The organism is Campylobacter sp. US42a (assembly GCF_004379055.1).
In the GTDB taxonomy this organism is placed as follows: Bacteria; Campylobacterota; Campylobacteria; order Campylobacterales; family Campylobacteraceae; genus Campylobacter_D; species Campylobacter_D jejuni.
In genome coordinates this window covers 119,757-144,621 of the sequence record NZ_RYYK01000001.1, presented here as the reverse complement: position 1 = coordinate 144,621, position 24,865 = coordinate 119,757, and the positions used below count along the sequence as shown (strand labels likewise).

Genomic DNA, 24,865 nt, shown 5'->3' with positions numbered 1-24,865 from the left:
TAAGTGCTTCTTAAGAAAAAACTCCAAATTTATGTGCTACAATTACGATGTTTTATTAATTTTTGACAAGGAGAATTCTCATGAAACTAGTTAAACTTAGTTTAGTTGCAGCTCTTGCTGCGGGTGCTTTTTCAGCAGCTAACGCTACTCCACTTGAAGAAGCGATCAAAGATGTTGATGTATCAGGTGTATTAAGATACAGATACGATACAGGTAATTTTGATAAAAATTTTGTTAACAACTCAAATTTAAACAACAACAAACAAGATCACAATTATAGAGCACAAGTTAACTTCAGTGCTGCTATAGCTGATAACTTCAAAGCTTTCATTCAGTTTGACTACAACGCTGTTGATGGTGGCACTGGTGTTGATAACGTAACAAATGCCGAAAAAGGACTTTTTGTTCGTCAATTATACTTAACTTATACAAATGAAGATGTTGCTACAAGTGTAATTGCTGGTAAACAACAATTAAACCTTATCTGGACAGACAATGGTATCGATGGTTTAGTTGGAACAGGTGTTAAAGTAGTAAACAACAGCATCGATGGTTTAACTCTAGCTGCTTTTGCTGTAGACAGCTTCATGGCTGAAGAACAAGGTGCAGATTTATTAGGATTTAGCAATACATCATCTTCTACACCTAAGATAGCTCCTTTTAAATTAGACTCAATTGGAAATCTTTACGGTGCTGCTGCTGTAGGTTCTTATGATCTTGCTGGCGGACAATTCAACCCACAATTATGGTTAGCTTACTGGGATCAAGTAGCATTCTTCTATGCTTTAGATGCATCTTATAGCACAACTATCTTTGATGGAATCAACTGGACACTTGAAGGTGCTTACTTAGGAAATAGCCTTGATAGCGAACTTGATGATACTACACATGCTAATGGCAATTTATTTGCTTTAAAAGGTAGCATTGAAGTAAATGGTTGGGATGCTAGCCTTGGTGGTTTATACTACGGTGATAAAGAAAAAGCTTCTACAGTTGTAATCGAAGATCAAGGTAATCTTGGCTCTTTACTTGCAGGTGAGGAAATTTTCTATACTACTGGTTCAAGACTAAATGGTGACACTGGTAGAAATATCTTCGGTTATGTAACTGGTGGATATACTTTCAACGAAACAGTTCGCGTTGGTGCTGACTTCGTATACGGTGGAACAAAAACAGAAGGTAATGCTCATTTAGGTGGCGGTAAGAAACTTGAAGCTGTTGCAAGAGTAGATTACAAATACTCTCCAAAACTTAACTTCTCAGCATTCTATTCTTATGTGAACCTAGATCAAGGTATAAACACTAAAGAAAGTGCTGATCATAGCACTGTAAGACTTCAAGCTCTTTACAAATTCTAAGAAGCTTTCAAGTCTAACTTCAAGGCGGAGTTTTGCTCCGCCTTTTTTTATGCCTTATTTTTAAAACTTAATTTTATATAAAAGATTTTCCCAAGCTAAAAAGCTTTAGGAAAATTAGGACTTAAACCAATTAGCGATTTTTTCAAAAAGCCCTTTTTGCTCTTGATGCATACCATCTTTGATACCAAAACTTTCACTTAGTTTTTCTAAAAGTTCTTTTTGTTCCTCGTTTAAAGAAGTTGGGAATTTAATAGAAATTTGAACGATTTGATTTCCTATGTGAGAACTATGAACATCTTTTACCCCTTCTTTTTCAAGAACAAATCTTTGTCCATCTTTAGCACCCTTTGGTAAATTTAAGGTCGCTTCACCGCGTATGGTAGGTACTTTGATACTTTGCCCTAAGATAGCTTGAGTAAAAAACACTGGAAATTCTATATATATATCATCATCATCTCTGATAAAAGTATCATCTTCAGCAGCGATGATCTTAACATACATATCCCCTCTAGTGCCATTTTTTAAGATATTGCCTTTAGCATTGACACGAAGTTTCATACCTGTATCTACACCTTCTGGGATATTAAGCTCGACGCTATCTTTGCTTTCATTATAACCCAAACCTTTACAATCGCTACATTTTTCACTAGCCTTTTCTCCACTTCCTTGACAATCAGGACAAGTTTGTGCAAAAGTGATAAAACCTTGAGAAACCCCAACTTGTCCTCTACCTTGACACTTTGGACAAGTTTGAAGTTTTCCATCTTTAGCCCCTGTTCCACCACAAGTTTTACAAGAGCATTTATAAGTAAAGTCTATATTTTTCTTGCAACCAAAAACCGCTTCTTTAAAACTTAATTTTAAATTAACGATAAAATCGGAAGGGATTTTCTCATCGTTTGAACTTTTTCTACGACGCGATGATGAGCCAAAGCCTTCCCCAAAAAAACTAGAAAATATATCTCCTAAATCCTCAAAACCACCAAAACCTGAGCTACTAGAACCAAATCCACCGCCTTTTAAAGCACCTTTTCCGTATCTATCATAAATAGCACGCTTTTCATCATTGCTTAAAACTTCATAGGCTTCATTAACAAGCTTGAATTTATCTTCTGCTTCTTTATCGCCTTGGTTTCTATCGGGATGGTATTTTAAAGCCATTTTTCTATAGGCTTTTTTTATGGTTTCTTTATCAGCACTTTGCGTGATTTCAAGAATTTCATAATAACTTATTTCCACATTATTCCTTTAAAAAATTTAAAATTTTGCTAGAATTTTAATCTTAAAAATTCAAAAATCTAATTTTAGCAAAAATAAAATCAATAATTTATCAAATTTTAAATAAAATTATGTAAAGATTATAAATCTTAGATAAAATTTAAAGGATACCAAAATGATTAATGTGTTGATGATAGAAGATGATCCTGATTTTGCGCAATTATTATCTGAGTATTTAGCGCAATTTAATATTAAAATCACAAATTTTGAAAATCCTAAAAGTGCTTTAAATGTAGGCGTTCAAGGCTATGATTGTCTAATCTTGGATTTAACTTTACCAGGAATTGATGGTCTTGAAGTTTGTAGAGAAATCAGACAAAAAAGCAATATTCCTATTATTATCTCATCAGCTAGAGGTGATTTAAGCGATAAAGTTGTGGGGCTTCAAATCGGCGCTGATGATTATCTACCAAAGCCTTACGATCCAAAAGAAATGTATGCAAGGATTATGAGTCTTATTCGTCGCACAAAAAGAGTTGAACACACTAATAATGAAAATATTAATTCTGCTTTCAAAATCGATGAAAGAAGACATGAGATCACCTATGAAGATAAGGTTTTAACACTTACTCCTGCTGAATTTGAAATTTTAGAATACCTTATCCAACAACACGGATACAGCGTTTCAAGAGAACAGCTTGTAAGTCGCTGTAAAAATCTAAAAGATAAAGATTCCAAAAGCCTTGATGTTATCATCGGTCGCTTAAGAGTAAAAATAGGAGATAGTTCAAAATCTCCAAAACATATTTTTTCTGTTAGAGGTATAGGATATAAACTGATAGGATGACAAAAAATTATTCTATTTATACCAAACTGATTATTTTATTTGTTGTTACTTTTTTCTTAGTTTGTGTGCTTTTTATCGTTCTTTTAAAAATAGAAGGAAATGCCTATAATGAAGAAGAAAGTTTAAAACAAGAAAATCTTATAAAAAATTTACTCATCTCCTATGAAAACACTTCAGGTGTTGAAATAGGAGCTTATCTTGGAAACAGCGGTTTTAACGCTATACAAAATCCCCATCTTGTAAAAGCTATAAGAAATAATGGACAATCACTTTTTAAAGCAGGTGGAGAGCTTTGTACTCTTTCTTCTTTAAAATATCATAGCAATCTTTATTTTGATGTTCAATGTAAAGATTTTGATGGCTTATATGAAGAAAATACTAGCGATAGGGTTTATAATCTTTTATTGATAGGATTTTTCTCTTTTTCTTTGCTGGTTGTTTTTATGTATTTTTCGGTATTAAGATCCTTAGAACCTTTAAAAAAATTAAGAAGACAAGTTGCCGAAGTTGCAAATGGGGAACAACCTGATTTTCTAGACTATCAAGAAGATGAAGTAGGTAAGATCGCCTTTGAATTTCAAAAAGCCTTCAAGAAAAACCAAGAATTAATCCAATCAAGACAACTTTTCCTAAGAACAATCATGCATGAGTTAAAAACCCCTATAGGAAAAGGGAGAATCATTTCTGAAATGATCAAAGAAGACAGACAAAAAGAAAGACTTATCGCTATATTTTTACGCATGGATTCTTTGATCAATGAATTTGCCAAAATCGAAAATTTATTTTCAAAAAACTACAACTTACACTTTAAACCTAGTCGTTTTAGCGCTATACTTGAAGAAGCTAAAGAACACCTTATGAGAGATGATTTTAATAAAGTTGTAAAAGTCGATATAAGATATGATGCTTTAATCAATGTTGATATGGAAATTTTCTCTGTAATTTTAAAAAATCTTATCGATAATGCCTTAAAATACTCAAACAATGGCACTTGTGAGCTTTTTTGTTGTAAAGAATGTTTTACCATTAAAAATCCAGGCAAGCCTTTAGCAGAACCTATAGAACATTATCTTGAAGCTTTTACAAGAGAAAAACACAATCAGGTCAAAGGTATGGGGCTAGGACTTTATATAGTTTCAGAGGTATGTAAACTGCATAATTTTGATTTGATTTATTTTTATGATGATGGAAAGCATTGCTTTAAAATTTTCTTTGGAGATAAAGAAAAATAATGGCAAAAGGCCTAGAAAAATTCAATGAACTTGTTGAAAGTTTTGCAAATTTACCTACCATAGGAAAAAAAACCGCTATAAGGCTTGCTTATCACCTTTGCATAAATAATCAAATCGATGGTATGAAACTCGCACACAATATAGAAAATGCTATCCGCTTTATAAAACCTTGTGAGCAATGCGGTGCTTTAAGCGAAAATGAGCTTTGCGAAATTTGTAGCGATGAAGAAAGAAATAAAAACATTTTATGTATAGTTGAAAGCCCAAAAGATATACTAACACTCGAAGAGAGTCAAAGTTACAATGGGCTATATTTTGTTTTAGATGAGTTAAATGAAGAAAAACTTGAAAAACTAAAGCAAATCATACTTAAGCTAAATATCTCTGAGCTCATTTTTGCATTGACACATAGCATTAATTCTGATGCAACTATCTTTTTTATAGAAGATAAATTTAAAGGCTTAAACCTAACTTTTAGTAAAATCGCTCAAGGAATTCCAAGTGGTGTGAATTTAGAAAATGTGGATTTAATCTCTTTAAATAAAGCTATGAATTTTAGAACAAAAATTTAGTAATTTTTATAAGAAATATCGGCTAATTCTTGCAAAGAAAAATCCGCAATCTTTTCATAAGCAAAACCTTCCTTGCTTAAAAAATCAAGTAAAGTTTTTTCCATGATTTTAGCTCCTTGTATAAGCTCATCTGAAAGCTTAAAACTCATCGCTTCAATACGCTTTGGCACACAAGCTAAGATGTGTGTTTTAGGCAAATCTCCTGCAAGTTCCATGTATTGTAAGGTTTGAAGCATTTCTATTTCATGAGCACTTCCACTCCAGCTAATTTTATTAGGCATAGCATCATAAGGAAAGAAAAATACATCTCCTATACTCGCATCTTGCGCTTCTATACAGTCTAAAACGATAAGCCTATCGTACCTAGCGATGATATAGCTAAGTTGTAAAGCTAAAGTTCCACCATCAATAAAATCTAAAGTAAATTCAGGATGAGCGAATTTGTAGTTTTTTTCAAGTTGTTTGCAAAGATGAACGCCTAAGCCTTCATCTGCAAACATGATATTGCCTATTCCAAGGACTAAAAATTTCAATGCTTTTCTTCTTTTACATATTTATATCCGCTAATAATAGCATCCATAGCACCATCTTTACCTTTTACTGCGTTAAAAATCGCCATATAAATATGTACTGGTACAAAAATCATAATCACCCACATCAAAATTCTATGATAAGTTCTTACATCAGCCAAGCCACCCATTGCAGCTTCAAGCGGTCTTAAAATATGATATAAAAGCCCACCTAAGCCCTCATGATAAGTATGAGTATAAAGAATAAGCCCTGTAAGAATGATACCTAACATCACAAGATAAAAGAAAAAATAAGTTACAAATTGCAAAGGATTATAAACCCCTTTTAAATGCGGGTGTTTTCCTAAGAAAATGTAAAATTTTACTTGTTCTATCCATAATTTGATATTAAAGATATCCCATACACTTCTGCGTTCTTTTGCACTTACCTTATCGCAGAAAAACAAATATACTTTAAAAATAATACAAGCGATTAAAACAAAACCCACAGCTTGATGTACTAAACGGTATTTTGCTTGCATAAAATTTACGGGTTCGCCGTTGCTAATAGGACTTTGAAACACATAAGAAAGATAATATCCTGTGCCAATAAGAATCACTATAGCAATAGCTCTTACCCAGTGCGTTAAACGCAAACCTATGCTAAATTCATATTCAGCTTTTCTTTGCAATTTTTCTTCTTTGTTTTGCATGAAAGCCTCCTTATAAATTGACATTCACTTTATATTCGCTTAGATTATTGCCCTTAGTATCCATTACATGCACCGCACAAGCAATACAAGGATCATAAGAGTGAATTTTTCTAATGATTTCAAGTGGTTGTTTTACATCAGCGATTTTAAGTCCTATCAAACATTGCTCATAACTTCCACCTACGCCATTTGCGTCTTTTGGACTTGCATTCCAAGTAGAAGGCACTACAGCTTGCCAGTTTTCAATGACGCCATTTTTAATTCTACACCAATGGCTTAATGTTCCGCGTGGCACATGCCCCATATAGCGTCCTTTATATTCTTTAGAATTATCAATCACATAAGGAGCACAAGTACTCTGATCTACTTTTAAATTTTCAACTAAATTATTAAACGCTTTTAAAGCATTATTTGCAACGATTTTTGCTTCAATACAACGCGCAGCTGTTCTTCCAAGTGTGCTAAATACAGCATTTAAAGGAAGTCCTGTTGCTTTTAAGAACTCATCTACCACAGGAACAACATTTGGATTACCCTTAGCATAATTTACAACGATATTTGCTAAAGGTCCTACTTGCATAGGGTTTCCTTCATAGCGTGGAGCTTTAATCCAACTGTATTTACCCTTAGTATCAAACACTTTAGAATGAACATTATTTCCATGATGATCTACACTTTCTCCATCTACAAGTCCTGTATAATTTGGATTTGTTTTACCATCATAAGGATGTAAAGGTTCATTGTCTGCATACCAAGAATGAGTTGCCTCTTCAGTAATCTTATCTTCTTCTACTTCATAAACCTTGCTTAAATCTCCATTTTTGATAATACCACTTTCAAAAAGCCATTCATCTCTTCCGATTTGGAATTCTTTAAAGGTGTAAAGATTATTTACCCCTATATCATTTAAAACACTTGCTTCATGTGCATAAGCTTTTCCTGCCATCACAAGATCAGGATAATACGCACGATTAACAAAGTCTTGTACTTCTTGGAATTTAACCATATATTCACCCATTCTTGCAGGATCAAGTAAATCCATAACGCAAGTTACACCACCAACGGTTAAGCTTTGTGGATGTGGGTTTTTAGCTCCAAAAATCGCCATACATTGAGCAATGATTCTTTGAATTCTTAAACATTCTAGATAGTGAGAAAGAACAATTAAATTTTGCTCAGGACTTAAACGATAAGTTGGATGACCATAGTACGCATTAGCAAAAGGCCCTAAATTTCCTTTATCTACAAAAGTTTTAAGTCTTTGTTGCACTTCAAGAAGTTTATCTGCACCTGTTGCATAAGGATTTGGAGTGTATTTAAAAGCTTCATCGCTTGCTTTTTTAACATCAGCACTTAAAGCACTTACCACATCAGCCCAATCAAGCCCATGAAGTTGATAAAAATGCACAATATGATCGTGTAAAAATAAAGCTGCATTCATTAAAGTTCTTGTTAAAAGCGCATTTAAAGGCGGAGTAATACCTAAAGCATTTTCAACAGCAACTATACCTGCTTTATAATGTGAAAAAGTACAAACTCCACAAATTCTTTGTGTCATAAAACCCGCATCTCTTGGATCGCGCCCTTTTACTATGGTTTCAATACCGCGCCACAAAGTAGAGCCTGCATAAGCTTCTTTTACCACATTGTTATCATCAACAACAACTTCAACTCTTAAATGCCCTTCAATTCTTGTAATAGGATCTACGATTATTTTTTGACTCATTTTTATTCCTTATCTTTTTGCATGGAAGATATAACTGCGTGTGCTGCTATAGCAACGCCTGTGAGTGTAAGCACACCTATACCGATTTTATCTGAAACACTATCTGCACCCAAACCAAAAACAGTATCAAATTTACGACTAGCCATAGGCTCTTCAAAAGGTCCCATAGTATCCCAAAAATCAGGCTCAGAACAACCTATACAACCATGCCCTGCTTGAATAGGCCAAGAAGTGTGCTGGTTAAATCTCTCTCTTGAGCAGTTATTAAAAGTATAAGGCCCTTTACAACCTACTTTATAAAGACAAAAACCTTGTTTTGCTCCTTCATCTCCAAAAGCATGTACAAACTCACCCGCATCAAAATGTCCGCGTCTTTCACAAAGATCATGAATTCTTAGACCATAAGCCCATTTTGGTCTATTATACACATCAAGTGCTGGTAACTCGCCAAATAATAAATAATGAAGCACATTACCCACTATATTTTTTTCACTTGGAGGACAGCCTGGAACATTGATCACAGTTTTGCTTGTTACTTTGCTTAAAGGCTGTGCATTACTAGGATTTGGTCTTGCGGCTTGGATTCCTCCAAAGCTAGAACAGGTTCCTATAGCAAAAATTGCCAAAGCATTTTCACTTGCCATTTTTGAGAGCTCATAGCCTGTTTTTCCATGTGCACCTATGGTTAAAAAATGCTCTGTATCACCCATAGGGATACCACCTTCAACCATTAAAATGTATTTATTTTTATGCTTTTGAATGGCACTTTCTAAATTTTCTTCAGCTTGCCAACCTGCTGCAGCCATCACTGTTTCGTGATATTCTAAAGAAATATAATCAAAAATCAAACTATCAATCGTTGGAGTATCACTTCTTAACAAACTCTCGCTACAGCCCGTACACTCAGCCATATGAAGCCACACAACAGGAAGCCTATCAGCAAGCTCAGCAGCTTTTGCCACCATAGGAGTAAAACTCGCTGGCAAAGCCAAAAATGCAGTCATAGCACCTGCCCATTTCATAAAATCCCTTCTAGAAAAACCTGACTTTTCTAATGCTTTTGTAATACTATCATTGTCTTTCAAAGAAGGAAGCTTTTCAAGAGCCGATAAACGCGACTCTATTTGATGATAATCAATCATTATATTTCCTTTATAACATGAAATTTATTCTCTATAATAATAAAATAAAGGAAGTTAAAATAAAGTTAAAAACTTACTCTCATAAGCAAATATTAGTATCACTCTTAATTAAAGCTTAATCATAAGCCTTTTTTGAGTTTGCGAATCAAAAATCTTGCAGGGTGAATAGCGTGGATGTATTTTTTTTCTAAACACAAGGGTTCATTATTTATCAATGCACACAAATACCTTGCCGCTAAAACACTTGTGCTAAAACCCCTTGATCCATGAGCAAAATTAAAATACAAATTACAAGACATTTTAGCTAGCTTTTGCTTCTTGTTTTTTGTCCATAATAAAGCTTTATATTCTTCTTTATAAAACACTTCATCATAGGCATTTCCAACTATCATAAAGCGATCACTCGAATAAGATCTAAAGCCTACCTTAGAACCTATGATTTCTAATTTTGTATTTTTATCTATAAATTCGGCTATATTTTCTATATTTTGTTTATCATCTTCTTCTTTTGATTCTAAACTTGTATCAAGCCTATCATAACTTGCTCCAATCACTTGCAAATCATCTTTTACAGGGCAAATATAAGCCTTAGAAGATAAAGGAAATGGAGTATTTAAAAAAGGTTTTAGATGTGTAACTTGACCTCTTACTTTGCTTAATTTCATCTCATCATAAAAAACAAAATCTTTTGTATCTGCACCCATAGCATAAATTAAAACCGCATAATCACTTTTAACAATATCATTTTTAAATTTTAAAGTAAAACACTCATTTTCAAATTTATAAGCTTGAAATTCATGATTAAAATATATACAAGCTTTACTTTTTTCAAAAAGATTTTTAACCAAATTTTTTGGAAAAATCACTCCACCCTCTTCTAAAAAAGCTTGATTTTTTGAAATTTTAAACAAAACATTTTCTCTTTGTGTGTCAAATCTTTCTTGCATCAAATCATTATGTGCAAACTCCACCACACCCTTAAATTTTAAATCTAAGATTTGTCTATAAAAACGGCTTGCTTCTATAAAAGAAAGCTCTGAAAACTCCCCTAAATTTACCTTAGGCTTTAAGATTAAAGAGCTTAAAATTCCACTTTCATTTCCGCTTGCACCCTTGCCTAATTCTAAATATTTTTCAAAAACATCTACTTTAAAACCTCTTAAACTAAGCTCATAAGCTAAAACAGCACTTGATATACCCGCACCAATAATAGCTACTTTTTTATTTTTTAAAGATGAAAATGTTCTTGAAAAATACGCTTCTTTGTCTTTAAACTCAAGCTCATTTTCCAAATAAGCTTTAATCATTTCTCTTTTTCTAAAACCTTTGGTTTTTTCTACTCTAAAACCATATTTTTTTAAATTTTTTTGCAAAAAACTTGCCGAAGAAAAGGTGCAAATTTGTGTATTTTTTTTAGAAAGTCTTGCCACTTCAAAGATTAAATTTTCATCAAACATTTGCAAGTTTTTATTTGGAGAAAATCCATCTAAATACCAAACATCAGCTTTAAAATCCAATTCTTTTAAAACAGCTATATCTTCAAAAACAAGATCTAAAAAACAATCTTCAAAATAAAAACGATAAATTCCTTCTTTAGCCTTGGGATAAAATTTTAAAAATTGCTCTAAAAGCTCTTTAAACTCTTCATAAAATCCTAGTTTTTGATAAATTTCTCTTAATTGTTCTTTTTCGATATAAAAAGCTTCTACGCTAATATAAAAAAGTTTTTTAGGACGCTTAGAAGGGGTAGTTTCTAAAAAGCGTTTCAAAGTAAGAAAAAAATTTAAACCTATACCAAAACCACTCTCTGCGATAATAAAATTTTCTTGATTTTTCCATTCAAAAGAATGAGTATAAACAAATTTACTTTCATTTAAGCCATCTTTGGAATTAAAATAAAAATCATCAAAATCCAAAGAAAAAGGAGTATTATCTTTAAAGATTAACTTAGCTTTTTTCATCGATTATTGTAAAAATAATTCTCAACTCCATCAGCAATACCTTTAACCAATAAATCTTGAAAAGTTTTATTAGCAATTCTTTTACCTTCAGTTGGATGTGTAATATAACCGATTTCAACTAAAATTGCAGGCATTTGCGCACCTACTAAAACCCAAAAAGGTGCTTCTCTTACACCACCATCTACAATTTTATACTTTTTACGTGTTTGAGCGAGTATATTTTTTTGCACATCAATGGCTAGTTTATTTGAAGCAACGATTTTTTCACGATTTAAGAAATTTAAAATACTTTGTTTTGAGAAATAATTAATCTCTTCAAAATCCCCTTGATTTTCTTTTTCTGCTGCCTTTTTACTTCTTTCACTTCTTGCAGGACTTAAAAAGAAAGTTTCCACACCTTCACTACTTTTGGCTTTTGTAGCATTTGGTGCTGCATTAGCATGTATAGAAATAAACAAATCCGCTCTTTTATCATTAGCATATTTAGTTCTATCACGAAGGTTGATAAATTTATCTGTATTTCTAGTGTAAAGTACTTTATACCCACGTTTTTTAAGTTCATTTCCAAGTTTTAAAGCCGCACTTAAAACTATATCTTTTTCCTTTAAACTTCCTTTTTTATCACTTAAAGCACCGCTATCTTTTCCACCATGCCCTGCATCGATAACCACAAGCTTTCCTGATTTGTAATTTGTATTTAAAGTTTTACTAGAACTTTGAGTTGCTTTTTTGTTTGCATTTTGATTTGTAGTTTGTGCATAAAAACCTAAAGTGAGATTTTTATTATCCAACTCCTTTAAGAGTTTAAATTCTTTAGGAGCACTCAAAACCACACGAACAGTTTTTGGATTGTATTGAGTAACTGTAATCACATTTTGTCCAAAAGTAAAGCTTTTTCTATTACCTTCTAACACACCCTTAAAACTTACAACATATCGGAATTTTTGATCTTTAGTATCAAATACTGCTATTTCTTTTTCATCTAAATCATCGCTTAAATTTAACACCACAGCATTAGAAATTTTATCCACATCTAAAACATATAAAGGCTCTTGATTTTCTTTTTCGTTATTGGTTTTTTTATCTTGTTTTTTTGTTTCTAAAACTTTGGCTTTAATTTCTGTTTTTTGATCTTGCTTTTTCTCTGAAATTTTACTAACTTGCTCAGTCTTTTTTTGGCTAGTAGTTTCTTTTGAAAAAATTAATTTTTCTTCTTTAAAAGATATATCAATAGGAATTTTTTCTTTAGCATAAACCACTATGCGTATGGTTTTGGGATTAAATTGTGAAATCACTAAACGATAGTCATCAAATTTAAACTCTTTTTTACCCCCTTCTAAAACCCCCTCAAAATCACTAATAAAACGATAATTTCCTTTTTCATCTAAAGCAAAACTTTTTAATTGATCCTTATCCAAATCTGCATTTAGTTCAAACTCTACACCTTGGTTTGTTTTACTTGACTTTAAAACATAAATTTTATCATCGCTTTTTGCTTTAGAAACGATACTACTCTTTGGTGCTTGCGAAGTTTTAGAATTTGTTTTTTCTGTATTTTTTATTTGTTCGTTAGATGATTTTTTTTCATTTTTTTGAACTGTTTTTATAGGTTCAAAAGTTGATTTTTCAGCGTCTTGAGGAATATTTTGAACCTTAATATCTTTAATAACAGCCTTTCTTAAAGCATTGATACTTGCTTCACTTATACCACCTTCTTTTAACTCATTAGCATATGACTTGTCATCTAAATTTAAAGTATTTGAACTGATGATCAATCTTTTTAAAATTTCAATTTTAGTTTTTTCATCTTCATTAATAACACTTTGTATATAAAGGCTTTTGAGCTGATGATGAAATTTTACTTGTACTTCACTTTTAGAACCGATAAAATTTTTATCGAAATTTGCAAGTTCATTTTCATAAGCTCCAAAAAGAGTTGTGAAAACAAATACTAAAAATACAAAAATTTTAGCCATTATTCACCATTAACCAATTTTTCCATAAGTTCTTTAACACTGATAAGCTTATCTAAACGATATCCATTTGCACCTGTAAAGAAAAGTCCTGTTTCTTTTTTACCTGACCACGCATCAAAAAGCCTATCTGCTATACAATACCCTACTTTAGTCGCCTCTTTTCCGCGTCCACAAGGTGCTACACAATTGCTTATACAATTGATCTTTGGACCCATTCTTTTATCTACCAAATTTAAAAGATTGGTTCTAACCCCACGTGCAGGATAGCCCACAGGAGATTTAATAAGCTCTATATCTTCTTCTTTAGAAGCTAGCAAAACGCTTTTAAACTCTTCACTCGCATCACATTCAAAAGTTCCTATGAAACGCGTTCCCATTTGAACGCCACTAGCCCCTAAAGAAATAGCGTTTTCTATATCTTTTTTATCCCAAATTCCACCCGCAGCAATCACAGGAAAAGATCCCCAATTTTTAGCCTCTTCTACCACAGGAGCGATTAATTTTTCTAACTGATAATTTGGATCTAAGCACTGTTCATAAGTAAAACCTTGATGACCTCCACTTTTTGGCCCTTCTAAAACCACTGCATCAGGCAAGCGATTGTAACGGCTTTGCCATCTTTTGCAAATAATTTTTAAAGCCTTTGCAGATGAAATGATAGGCACTAAAGCCACATCAGGAAAATCTGCAGTAAATTCAGGTAAATTTGTGGGAAGTCCAGCGCCTGAAACAATCACATTAAAACCAACTTCACAAGCATCGCGTGCTATTCTTGCATAATCATTACTTGCACATAAGATATTACACCCCAAAGGTGCATCGCCACAAACTTTTCTTGCATTATTAATCAAAGCTTGCAAACCCTTGCGTGAGTAAAAATTTTCACTTCCATAAGGCTTAGCATTTAATTCTTTACTTGCATACTTTCTTTCTTCATAATATCCTGTTCCAACAGAAGAAATGATCCCAAGTCCACCATTTAAAGAAACCGCAGAAGCTAATCTATCCCAGCTTATGCCTAGTCCCATTCCCCCTTGAAAAATGGGATATTTTATAGTATGTTTTCCTATTTGTAAGGGTTGTAAATTCATTCTTTTACCTTTAATTTTGCAAATTTTCTTTTACCTATTTGTAAGATGTATTCTCCTTGTTCTAAATGCATTTGCTCGTCGCTAACTTTTTGAGAATTTACACTTACTGCATTAGCACTGATGCTTCTTCTTGCCGCAGAAGTAGAACTTTCCAAACCACATTCAACCAAAGCCTTAGCAAGCCAAATTTTTCCTTGTATTTCAAACTCAGCCATATCACTTGGTAAAGCATTTTGAGAATGAATCCTATCAAATTCAGACTTAGCATTATTAGCCTCTTCTTTGGAGTGAAAACGCTCCGTAATCTCTAAAGCTAAATTTTCTTTAGCTTTTTTAGGATGTAAATTGCCTTGTTCTATATCTTTTTTTATTTGCGCGATTTCTTCTAGACTTTTTTGACTTAAAAGTTCATAATATCTAAACATCAATTCATCACTAATACTTAAAATTTTAGCATACATATCATTAGCTTTTTCTGTAACACCAATGTAATTATTTAAACTCTTACTCATTTTGTTTACACCATCTAAACCTTCGAGTAAAGGCATCATAATCACAGCTTGTTCTTTTCCTATGTTATAAACCCTTTGAAGCTGTCTTCCCATTAAAAGATTAAATTTTTGATCCGTTCCGCCCATTTCAATATCGCTTTTTAAAGCCACGCTATCATATCCTTGAAGTAAAGGATATAAAAACTCACAAATCGAAATAGGGCTTTGCTCTTTAAATCTCTTGGTAAAATCGTCACGCTCAAGCATTCTAGCTACACTAAAAGTTGAAGTAAGCTCTACTATACCCGCAGCTCCAAGTTCATTAAGCCAAGTAGAATTAAACTTAATCTGTGTTTTTTCTTTATCCAAAACCTTAAAAACCTGCGTTTCATAAGTTTTAGCATTGATTAAAACTTGCTCTTTATCCAGCTTTTTACGCGTTGCACTTTTTCCACTTGGATCGCCAATTTGTCCTGTAAAATCTCCAATCAAAAATTGCACAATAGCTCCATGTTTTTGCAAAAAAGCCATTTTTGTTAAAACCACACTATGGCCTAAATGTAAATCAGGTGCTGTAGGATCAAATCCTGCCTTTATAAAGAAATTTTCACCCTTTTCATAATAATTTTTAATTAAATTTTCTATTCTTTCTTCATCAATAAGCTCTGCACAGCCACGCTTAACTTCTGCTAATATTTTTTTTATATCCATAATAAACCTTTTTAACCTTCTTTATAAGCATCATTTAAAGATGTAAAATCTAAAATTTTACAACGAGATTTTAACCTATCCTTGACACTATCTGGATTGATATTATCAGGAATTTCCATTGTAATCTCAAAATAATCTACCGCCGAATTTAAATCACTTGATAAATTAATTGTTAATAAATTTATCTGCATTTTAGCTAAAAATGCCAAAAATTCCGCTAAAACACCTTTTTTATTTTCCAAAGAAAAAATCAATTTATAAGATTTAGGGATGTTAGAATCCCATTTTATAAATACCATATCTTGATTATTATCTATCATTTTATCAGCTCTATCGCAAAGCTTATGATGGACGATAGCGTTACCACCTTTAACAAAAGCTAAAACAGCATCACCTCTTTTTGGATGGCAGCAAAAATCAAAATCCACATTAGCGATTTTATGGTTACAATATAGAGTAAAATTTCCTATTTTTTGTTCTTTAATCTCATATTTATCAAACCAATATGACTTCTTGGCGTATTTTTTAAGACCATTAACTATATCTTTCAAATAAGCACTATCTGTTGCTACTTGTCTAATACGTCTGGCTAAATTTTCTTTTTCTATCCAAGTTTCAATTCTGTTTTTATCAACTCCAAAAATAAAACTTAACATATTAATAGAACTTGCTAGATTAATCTCTCTGATTTTTTGCTTACAAAATTCCCTTATACTTGCTTTTGCTTTTCCTGTTTTAACACTATCTATCCAAGAACAGCGATAAAATTTATCATTGCTAGTAACCACTCGCACAATATCGCCATTTTTAAGTTCGGTTAACAAAGGTACTTTAATACGATTTACATAAGCACTTTTTGCATGAAGCCCTACTTTAGTATGCACTTCATAGGCAAAATCAAGAACCGTTGCACCACGAGGCAAAGTGAAAATTTCTCCCTTAGGAGAATAGACTGCGACATCTTCAACATAAAGACTATCTTTAGCATATTCATAAAGTTCAATAGCATTATAATCTTCTGCATTTTCAAGATTGTTTATACTTTGCATTGAAATATCTGTAAGCCAATCGAGACGAGGCGCAACCACACTGCCATCTTCTTTATATTTCCAATGTGCTGCTATACCAAATTCCGCAATTTTATGCATATCAAAAGTTCGAATTTGTGCTTCTATAATACTTTTAGCATCAAAAAGTGTGGTGTGTATAGTTTGATAACCATTTTGTTTAGGCAAGGCTATATAATCCTTAAAACGCGAAACCAAGGGATTAAAATGTGTATGTAAAATTCCCAAAGCTAAATAACAATCACTTACTTTTTCAACCAAAATTCTTACCCCAAGCAAATCAAGAACTTCTTCAATACCAATGCCTTTTCTTTGCATTTTAAGATAAATAGAATAGCTATGTTTAATGCGTTTTTGAATTTCAAAACTACCTTGTCTAAAGCCATTGCTTAAAAATAAAAGTTCGATTTTGGAAATAAACTCATTTAGACCTAATTGCATTTCTTGATTATTGGAATTGATATAATTGTCAATAAGCTTATACTCATCTGGCATAAGATATTTAAAACTAAGATCTTCTAAATAATTTTTTATGCTTGAAATACCAAGTCTATGAGCTATTGGGGCATATACAACTAAAGTTTCTTCGCTGATTCTTTTTTGCTTATCTTCTCTTAGAATATCAAGAGTAAGCATATTATGCAGCCTATCGCATAACTTCACAATCAAAACCCCAACATCTTCAATACTTGCTAAAAGCATATTTCTGAAAGTCAAGGCTGATTTAGTTAAACTTTTTTTAGATTTTGATGAAATGAGATTATCTTCTCTAATTTCTATAATTTTAGTAAGTCCTAAAACAAGTTTTAAAACCTCAGAACCAAACTGCTCTCTAAGTTCTTCTTCAGTGCAGTTTGTATCTTCAATCACATCATGCAATAAAGCAGCTAAAATATTGCTTTTATTTTCACTTAAAAATCCAACCAGTGTTGCTACTAAAATAGGATGTACCGCATAAGGCTCTCCACTTTTTCTAAACTGCCCTTCATGGCAAAATATACAGTAATCTACCGCTTTTTCAAGAATGGCATCATGGCCACAAATTTCGAAAAGCAAAGCCTTAGCAGCTTCTAAATCTTTACAATTTTTTACATTATCGATTAATTGTTCAAGCAATAATTCTTCATCGATTGGTTTCAACTAAACCCTCTAAAGTGATTTTATTTTCTGCAATTTCATATAAAGCTATATCTGCAAGTTTATTTTTATTTTTATCAAAGTCTACCAAAGGGGTTGCTCCATTCGCCAATTGTTCCGCTCTTTTTGCTACCACTAAAGAAAGGCGATATCTATCATTACCCATTTTTTCCAAAGCTTTTGCCGCTACTTCTTCTATTCTTTTATCCATAATTTTCTCCTTAATTATTTTTAACGATTGAACAAAGGCTAGTATCACCTTGTATGATTTTAAGTAAATTACCCTCTTCAAACATATTACAAACCACAATAGGAAGTTTGTTATCTTTAGCTAAAGCTATAGCTGTATCATCCATCACTTTAATATTATCTTGCATAGCCTCATCATAACTTAAAGTATTTAAAAATACTGCATCATCAAATTGTTTTGGATCTTTATCATAAACTCCATTAACTTTTGTAGCTTTTATTACCATATCTGCATCAATTTCCACAGCTCTTAAAATAGCTGTTGTATCCGTAGTAAAATAAGGGTTTCCAGTACCTGCAGCAAAAACCACAACACGACCCTTTTCTAAGTGTCTTTGTGCTCTTCTCATAATATAAGTTTCACAAAATGCTTCCATCTGAATGGCACTTTGAACCCTAACTTCAAGTCCAGAGCTTTCCAAAGCTTCTTGTATAGCAATAGCATTGATAACCGTAGCAAGCATTCCCATATGATCTCCACTTGTCCTTTTAATCAATCCGCCCTTAGCAGCACTTACTCCGCGAATAATATTACCACCGCCTATAACTATACCTACTTCTATTTGATTTTTTATAAGTTCTTTAATCTCTGAAGCTATGAATTTTAAAATAGAATTTTCTATACCAAAGCCATTTTCACCTGCTAAAGCCTCTCCTGAAAATTTTACTAAAACTCTTTTTCTCTCTTGCATTATTTCTCCTTATTTAACTTGAAATTATATTTTAAATTCCATTAAATTTAGCTAATTTAAGCTAATGAGTTCCAAAGGATTGATATGAAAATTTTTTTGAGTTACTTCAAAAGTAAGATCATTTTTTATTCTACCCACTACGGCACCTTTTTTAATATTCTTACCAACTTTAATATTAGGAGCAATCTTATCTAAATGTGCGTATATTGTATGTATGCCATTATCATGTTCAACAATAACAACTCGAGCTAACATACTAGTATCTTTGGCAAAGACTATTTTTCCATCTAGCACATTTTTAACAACTGCATCGCTTTTATTGCTTCTTAAAACTACATTCTCGTTAAAAATTTTAAGATTGTAAACAGGATCAACATAATTTCCAAATTTTTGCTTCACAGTAAAAGAATCCAATGGAGCTATGGTTTTTTTTCCTGTGTAACGCTTGACTGAACTTCCTTGATAGCTTGAACCTAATTGTCTTATTTTTTGATTATTTTTTACTATTTTAGTATCATTTTTGTTTGAATTTGCATCTTCTTTATCATTAATAATTTTTAATTGATTTAATGTTTTTCTAAGCTCTTCTTGCTGAGCTTGCAAATCATCGAGTTTTTTTGCATATATAGCTCGATCTGTTTTTTGTTTATTAATTTCGCTAATTTGTTTTTGTTTTAAACTTTGAAGCTTGGCTAATTGAGCGTTGTAATCCTTAAGACTTTCATTAATTTTATTAATCTGAGCTTGTTTATCATCAATAAGCCTGCTTACTCCCTCATAATCTTTAGAAATTTTAAAAATTTCTTCATTTAAAACTTTGTTTAAACTTCCTAAAATTTCAAAAGCCATAAAACTTTCTTCACTTTCAATATAGCCTTGAGGGATAGGTAAATCATAAGCAAAATCTTTGGCCATTAAAGATATAAGCTTACCTTCCATATTTGATTTACTTTTAAGCAAATCTTCATTTTGGCTTGTAAGGGTGTTTAACTCTTGATTTTGAGCCTTAGCACTTGCTTCAAGCTTAGAAGTTTGTGAATTTAAGCTTTCAATTTGCAAACTTAGATCTTTCAAACTTTTTTCACCATTTAAAATGTCGCTAGCCAAATCTTCAAGTTTTTTATTTAACTGTTCTTGTATGCGTTTATTTTCTTCTAAACTTTTTGTTTTTTCATTTATAGCGTTTGCTAAACTTATATCAACAAACAAAAAAAAACAAAAAAAGATAAGAATATTTTTTCTCATCTTTTAACCTTAAACATAACCGTATTTACACACAACAAGCAAATAAACAAAGTAGCTAAAAAAATTAAAGTCAAATGTAAAATAAAATTAATAGGTGGAAAAATAATATCTACAGCCTTTAAACTTTCTTGGATAATAGAAAGATCAAAAATTTGGGTAAAAAAGGCAAGTAAAATAACAAAAGCAATAAAACAATCAACCACAACCACCTTATAAAGCATAAAAGATCTAAACCAAAACGGAGCTCCAAATAAACACATAATTTCAATACGATCGGTATGTTCATAAAGCCAAATTCTCATCTGTTTTAAAAACAAAACAAAGGCAAGTAAAATAATGATAAACAAAAATAACCAAAAAACAAATTTCATCAAAATAAGCAAAGAGTATATCTTATCATGGGTTTTGGAAAAAGTTTCAACCTTACTAACACCTACAATATTTAAAAGTTGATTTTTAATCGAATTTAGTTCATTTTGATCGGGTAAAGAATTTAATTTTAAAGTATAAAATTTTGGCAGAGAATCTTTTAAAACTTTCAAATTCTTTTCAGAAACATCATTTTTCAAACGATCGATTAAATCCTTAGGATCTAAAGATTCAAGTCCAGCAAAAAATGGTACTTTTGTTTTTACTACATTCTGATCAAGTTCAGTTTTGCTGACAACTATAATATTATAATCTTTATTAACAAGTTCTTCATAATGCTTTAAAGTTGCATTTGTAATCAAAATAAATTCAAAAGCAAACATCATAAAAAGTAAAGGTAAAATTAAAGATAAATGTGTTTTAAAAAATTTCATTCATTTTTCCATTTTCTATATTAAAACGACGATAATCCACTCTTAAATTACTAGGAATTCTATGTGTTACCACTATAACACAAGTTCCTAAAAGCTCTCTAGCAGATTTTAAAAGAGTCCATATAATATCAGAAGAATACTCGTCCAAATTTCCCGTTGGCTCATCGCAAAGCAAAAGCTTTGGATTATGAGCTAAAGCCCTAGCCATAGCGACGCGTTGTTGCTCACCACCGCTAAGTTGATTAGGCAATTTATCTGCTTTAAAAGTTAAATTTACATGCTTTAAAAGCTTAGCAGCTTGATCATGGCATACTTTTTTGCTATAACCTTTAATCATTAAAGGCAACATAACATTTTTTTCAACACTATATTCTTGTACAAGTTTATAATCTTGAAAAATAATCCCTATTCTTTGACGCAATTTTAAAAGTTCTAAATTTCCAATTTTATTCATCAAAGATCCACATACTTCAAGCTTACCAGAAATAGGTTCTAAATCTCCATAAAAAGACTTTAAAAGCGTACTCTTACCACTCCCACTTTTACCCGTAATAAAAACAAAATCATCATCCTTAAAAGCAAAACTCGCTTCTTTAATAACTAATTCATCATAACCTAAAGTAAGTTTATTTGCTTGGATTAAATTAGGCATCCTTTTTCCTTAATTTCCCTTTTTAAATTTTTAAATTATGCTTTATTTTTGCTTAATTTTCAAGAAAAATTATATTTTAAACTGAACTTTTAAAATTTCTTTTAATTCATTTATCGCTTTAATATTTTCTTGAATTTTAAATGGTTCTTTAAAAACAAAATCAATCGTTTTATCAAGATGTAAATAACAATGTTCAGGCTTATTAAAAGCTCCAAAAGCAACCTTTAAAAGCAAATTCTCATCTTGTTTATAGATGCTTTCAAAATGCAAGAAAAAATCATCTTTTTTTATAGTAATATTTTTAAAATTCTGCTCTATTTTTTTCAAATCCTCTTTAGAAAATTCAACCGATGAGAGATTAAATTCATTTAACTCATAGTTTTTACACTCTTGGTTAAAATTCCACACCCAAAGATCATATATATTTTTTTCTTGCTTTTTCCATCTATCTTCATATTTGCTTGAAATTTCTAAATTTTCATTTTTTCTAAGACTAAATTTTGGAGCAGGAAAAGTCAAAAATTGTTCTAGAGTAAAATTAAAATACTCAAAACTATCTGTTCTAAGCTCAAAACGACCATTTTGGGTTAAAACCCTAGCACATTCTTTGCAAAAATCTTTCCCAATAACTCGCCTATGAGGCTTTTTATCCCAAGGAACAGGAAAATGTAGAAAAATCTTTTCAACTGATTTTGATTTTAATACACTCAATAACAATCTCGCATCACTTTGGATTAGCAAAATATTATTTACATTTTGCACTTTAGCAAGTTTAGCTACTTGAGTTAAAGCTGGGTTGTAAATTTCCACCCCTAAAATTAAAACATTTGGATTTTCTTTTGCTTGATAAAGCAAATGTCTTCCTGATCCAAAGCCTATTTCTATATAAATTTTACCTTGAAGCTTAGACAAAAGCTCATCAAAATTATCAACGATAAATGGTGTTTTTTCAATTAAAGCATTGTTTTTAAGTCCAAAAGCTTCATTGATAATATCCTCACAAAAACCTTCTTTAAAGATTTTTAAAGCCTTTTGCAAATAACCTATTTTAGAAGGTTTTGTATGTTTATCGCCTTTAATCACAAAACCATTTTGTGCTTTTTTAATCTGCAGAAAGAAACTCTCTTCTTGAACCTTTGTATAAATAAGACTAACATTATCATTCTTAGCAAGCCAAAGAAATTCAACATCATCCTTGCTATAAGGTAGATTTATTTCTTTGATCTTTTTGCTTTTAAAATTTGGCACTACTGAGCTGCCTTAACTTTGCTTGAAGGTTCTGAACGAAGCCCAGCCGAATCAATAGCAATAACTTCATAACTATATTCCACCCCTGGTAAAGCTTTTACATCTTTTAATCGCTTTTCTTTAATGCCTTTAAAAACAGCATTTTGCTCCCCGCCATAGCGTCTTACTTCATACTCAACAGCTCTAGTATCATTATCGCTCCATTCTAAATTTATCCCTTCGCTTGTGCTTTGAGCCAAAATAATACTAGGAGCCAAAGGGTTACCTAAAGTTTTACCTTCTACACCATCTTTTGGCATAGGACTTTCAAGACCATCTTTATCCACCATTGTTACTTTATAATACTTGCTTTTACCTGCTCCTTCTACTATATCCTCATAAGAATTTTTATCAGTCTTTGCCAAAACACTAAAAGGAAGGAAGCTTGAGCTTGTAGAATAAACTTTATAATAAGAAAAATCTTCATATGTAGGAGCATCCCAAGTTAAAATGATTTTATTAGAACCATCTGTGCTAGCACTTAAATGCTCAACTTGAGGAGGCAAAGCCTTGCTTGTAGAACTTACAACTTGACTTGGTTCACTCTTTATCCCATTAAAACTCACAGCAATGATTCTATAGCTTGAATTTTCATTAGGTTTTAAATCACTATCGATGTATTCAGCGTTTAAACGATTTTTTACTTCTGCAATTTTTTTAAATTCTTTATCATCACCTTTAGTTCTTTCAATAATATAAGAATCAACTCTAAAATCAGGATGCGGACGCCAAATAAGTTTAATACGATTAGGCAAATTAGTCACAGCTTGAACAAAAGGAACAGCTTCAAGTCTTGGAGCTGTGCTCACTTCTATAACCTTGCCATCTTCTGAAATTTGTCCTTGCTCATTAAAGCTTTTCATCATATAACGATACTTAGTACCAGGCTCTAATTTAGTATCTACATAATGAGTTTGAAACTTATCTTTAATAGTGCCTACAAGTTTAAAATCAGGATTTTCATCACTAGAACGATATAAATAAAATCCTTTAATATTTTCATTATATAAAGGCTCCCATTCAAAAGCAATATTACTCATATCGCTAAGACTTTTTAAACTTTCAACCTTTGGCAAGCTTTCATTTACAGCAGGCTCTTTACTTGAAGCTAGCGAATTCATTTGCGAAACACTACAAGCGCTAAGCAAAAGAGTTAAAAAACTCAAGTAAAAACCCAAGCGAAATCTTTTCATCATTCTCTCCTAAATTAATTTGTTTAAACATAATATTTTTAAAATCTTCCATCAAAGGTGCTTTAACAAAAATTTGCTCTTTGGTTTTTGGATGGATAAAATACAAAAAATAAGCATGCAACATTATCCTACAATCATACTTACCCTTATAACCATACAAACTATCACCTAAAATATGGCGATTTAAACTAGCCAAATGCGCTCTAATTTGATGAGTTCTTCCTGTAAAAAGCTTAGCAGCCATCAAAGTTAAATTTTCAGTTTTTACTATATTTATAAAAGCTGATTTTGCGTTTTTACTGAATTTATTTTCCTTATCTATGGCTATTTTTTTAATAGCATTAGAAGGCGAACGCATTAAAAATTTTTCTACTATAATTTTATCTTCTTTTAGTGGCAAATCAATTAACGCAAGGTAAATTCTTCCCATGCTTTTATCTGCAAGCTGTTCGCTTAATTTTTGATGGGTGAAATTATTTTTCGCTATCAGTATAGCTCCGCTTGTATCTTTATCTAATCTATGGACAAGACCAGCTCTTATCTCTCCTCCTAAATTTGATAAAGTATATTTTTTTTCTATTAACCAATCCACCAAAGTGGCATTTTTAACGCTACTTGCTCCATGAACGACTAAATTTGAAGGTTTATTTAAAACAAGCAAGTCTTCATCTTCGTATAACACATCAATATCAAAATCCACTTCAAACTGAGGTTTTATCTCATTGCAAAGCTTTAAACTTGCAATAGAAATAATATCACCATTTTTAAGCTTAAATGAATTTTTATCTTGAATTTTATCATTAACCTGTACACAATCTTTTTCTATAAGTAAAGCAACTTGATTGCGACTTTGGTTTAATTTTTTAGCCAAAAATACATCAAGCCTTGAATTTTCATCTACTAAAAAAGTTTGCATTTTTTCCTTAGAAGTTTTGATAAATTTAAAATTTTAGTTTATAATTATAGCTTTATATTACCAACTGAAGGCAAATT

General features: G+C 31.5%; 22 protein-coding genes. 4 read left to right on the top strand and 18 right to left on the bottom strand.

Annotated elements, in window-relative coordinates; translation table 11 throughout:
* The first annotated feature begins 80 nt into the window (after positions 1-80).
* Entirely contained in the window at positions 81-1,358 is a 1,278-nt protein-coding gene (locus ELQ10_RS00710) for a major outer membrane protein (RefSeq protein ID WP_134250043.1), read from the top strand.
* 114 nt (positions 1,359-1,472) lie between these two features.
* Here ELQ10_RS00710 and dnaJ read toward each other — a convergent pair whose 3' ends face one another.
* Entirely contained in the window at positions 1,473-2,597 is a 1,125-nt protein-coding gene (gene dnaJ, locus ELQ10_RS00705; RefSeq protein ID WP_134250042.1) for a molecular chaperone DnaJ, read from the bottom strand.
* Between the two features lie 154 nt (positions 2,598-2,751).
* On the opposite strand from dnaJ, the gene ELQ10_RS00700 reads away from it, so the two are divergent.
* The 3 genes from ELQ10_RS00700 to recR are packed head-to-tail and all read left to right on the top strand — an operon-like array spanning position 2,752 to position 5,227.
* Complete coding sequence (locus ELQ10_RS00700) at positions 2,752-3,423, top strand: response regulator transcription factor (protein WP_002876772.1); 672 nt, start codon at positions 2,752-2,754, stop codon at positions 3,421-3,423.
* A complete protein-coding gene (locus ELQ10_RS00695) occupies positions 3,420-4,655 on the top strand; it encodes an ArsS family sensor histidine kinase (RefSeq protein ID WP_002876769.1) in 1,236 nt (411 codons plus the stop codon). Before ELQ10_RS00700 ends, ELQ10_RS00695 begins: the two co-directional genes overlap by 4 nt.
* Positions 4,655-5,227 carry a recombination mediator RecR gene (gene recR, locus ELQ10_RS00690; protein ID WP_002894902.1) on the top strand — a complete coding sequence of 191 codons (573 nt, stop codon included), beginning with the start codon at positions 4,655-4,657 and terminating at the stop codon, positions 5,225-5,227. The genes ELQ10_RS00695 and recR overlap by 1 nt, the downstream gene beginning before the upstream one ends.
* Here the strand turns inward: recR and ELQ10_RS00685 are convergent.
* The 17 genes from ELQ10_RS00685 to ELQ10_RS00605 all read right to left on the bottom strand — a co-directional run bounded on the left by ELQ10_RS00685 (position 5,224) and on the right by ELQ10_RS00605 (position 24,788).
* Positions 5,224-5,760 (bottom strand): HyaD/HybD family hydrogenase maturation endopeptidase, encoded by a 537-nt coding sequence (locus ELQ10_RS00685; protein ID WP_134250041.1) that lies wholly within the window; start codon positions 5,758-5,760, stop codon positions 5,224-5,226. The genes recR and ELQ10_RS00685 overlap by 4 nt on opposite strands.
* Complete coding sequence (gene cybH / locus ELQ10_RS00680; RefSeq protein WP_052802634.1) at positions 5,757-6,449, bottom strand: Ni/Fe-hydrogenase, b-type cytochrome subunit; 693 nt, start codon at positions 6,447-6,449, stop codon at positions 5,757-5,759. The genes ELQ10_RS00685 and cybH overlap by 4 nt, the downstream gene beginning before the upstream one ends.
* A gap of 10 nt (positions 6,450-6,459) precedes the next feature.
* Entirely contained in the window at positions 6,460-8,175 is a 1,716-nt protein-coding gene (locus ELQ10_RS00675; protein WP_134250040.1) for a nickel-dependent hydrogenase large subunit, read from the bottom strand.
* A gap of 2 nt (positions 8,176-8,177) precedes the next feature.
* A complete protein-coding gene (locus ELQ10_RS00670; protein WP_002876767.1) occupies positions 8,178-9,317 on the bottom strand; it encodes a hydrogenase small subunit in 1,140 nt (379 codons plus the stop codon).
* 119 nt (positions 9,318-9,436) lie between these two features.
* Positions 9,437-11,278: a bifunctional tRNA (5-methylaminomethyl-2-thiouridine)(34)-methyltransferase MnmD/FAD-dependent 5-carboxymethylaminomethyl-2-thiouridine(34) oxidoreductase MnmC gene (gene mnmC / locus ELQ10_RS00665; RefSeq protein WP_134250039.1), complete on the bottom strand. Its 1,842-nt coding sequence runs from the start codon at positions 11,276-11,278 to the stop codon at positions 9,437-9,439.
* Positions 11,275-13,254 (bottom strand): N-acetylmuramoyl-L-alanine amidase, encoded by a 1,980-nt coding sequence (locus ELQ10_RS00660; RefSeq protein ID WP_134250038.1) that lies wholly within the window; start codon positions 13,252-13,254, stop codon positions 11,275-11,277. Before ELQ10_RS00660 ends, mnmC begins: the two co-directional genes overlap by 4 nt.
* Positions 13,254-14,345: a nitronate monooxygenase family protein gene (locus tag ELQ10_RS00655; RefSeq protein WP_002857924.1), complete on the bottom strand. Its 1,092-nt coding sequence runs from the start codon at positions 14,343-14,345 to the stop codon at positions 13,254-13,256. The genes ELQ10_RS00660 and ELQ10_RS00655 overlap by 1 nt, the downstream gene beginning before the upstream one ends.
* Positions 14,342-15,547 (bottom strand): tyrosine--tRNA ligase, encoded by a 1,206-nt coding sequence (gene tyrS / locus ELQ10_RS00650; RefSeq protein WP_002856563.1) that lies wholly within the window; start codon positions 15,545-15,547, stop codon positions 14,342-14,344. The genes ELQ10_RS00655 and tyrS overlap by 4 nt, the downstream gene beginning before the upstream one ends.
* 11 nt (positions 15,548-15,558) lie before the next feature.
* A complete protein-coding gene (locus ELQ10_RS00645; RefSeq protein ID WP_002866265.1) occupies positions 15,559-17,754 on the bottom strand; it encodes a bifunctional (p)ppGpp synthetase/guanosine-3',5'-bis(diphosphate) 3'-pyrophosphohydrolase in 2,196 nt (731 codons plus the stop codon).
* Complete coding sequence (locus ELQ10_RS00640) at positions 17,738-17,962, bottom strand: DNA-directed RNA polymerase subunit omega (protein WP_002853464.1); 225 nt, start codon at positions 17,960-17,962, stop codon at positions 17,738-17,740. The genes ELQ10_RS00645 and ELQ10_RS00640 overlap by 17 nt, the downstream gene beginning before the upstream one ends.
* A gap of 10 nt (positions 17,963-17,972) precedes the next feature.
* Positions 17,973-18,692 (bottom strand): UMP kinase, encoded by a 720-nt coding sequence (gene pyrH / locus ELQ10_RS00635; RefSeq protein ID WP_002854049.1) that lies wholly within the window; start codon positions 18,690-18,692, stop codon positions 17,973-17,975.
* Between the two features lie 51 nt (positions 18,693-18,743).
* Positions 18,744-19,937, bottom strand: a complete 1,194-nt coding sequence (locus tag ELQ10_RS00630; RefSeq protein WP_002866266.1) for a M23 family metallopeptidase — start codon at positions 19,935-19,937, stop codon at positions 18,744-18,746.
* Entirely contained in the window at positions 19,934-20,740 is an 807-nt protein-coding gene (locus ELQ10_RS00625) for an FtsX-like permease family protein (protein WP_002853622.1), read from the bottom strand. Before ELQ10_RS00625 ends, ELQ10_RS00630 begins: the two co-directional genes overlap by 4 nt.
* On the bottom strand, positions 20,727-21,392 hold the full coding sequence (locus tag ELQ10_RS00620; protein ID WP_002856386.1) for an ABC transporter ATP-binding protein: 666 nt from the start codon (positions 21,390-21,392) through the stop codon (positions 20,727-20,729). Before ELQ10_RS00620 ends, ELQ10_RS00625 begins: the two co-directional genes overlap by 14 nt.
* A gap of 69 nt (positions 21,393-21,461) precedes the next feature.
* Positions 21,462-22,640 carry a tRNA (guanosine(46)-N7)-methyltransferase TrmB gene (trmB, locus tag ELQ10_RS00615; protein ID WP_002856145.1) on the bottom strand — a complete coding sequence of 393 codons (1,179 nt, stop codon included), beginning with the start codon at positions 22,638-22,640 and terminating at the stop codon, positions 21,462-21,464.
* Positions 22,640-23,875: a fibronectin type III domain-containing protein gene (locus ELQ10_RS00610; protein ID WP_075888381.1), complete on the bottom strand. Its 1,236-nt coding sequence runs from the start codon at positions 23,873-23,875 to the stop codon at positions 22,640-22,642. Before ELQ10_RS00610 ends, trmB begins: the two co-directional genes overlap by 1 nt.
* Positions 23,820-24,788, bottom strand: coding sequence for an RluA family pseudouridine synthase (locus tag ELQ10_RS00605; protein ID WP_002856495.1), 969 nt, complete (start codon positions 24,786-24,788; stop codon positions 23,820-23,822). Before ELQ10_RS00605 ends, ELQ10_RS00610 begins: the two co-directional genes overlap by 56 nt.
* Positions 24,789-24,865: the final 77 nt, after the last annotated feature.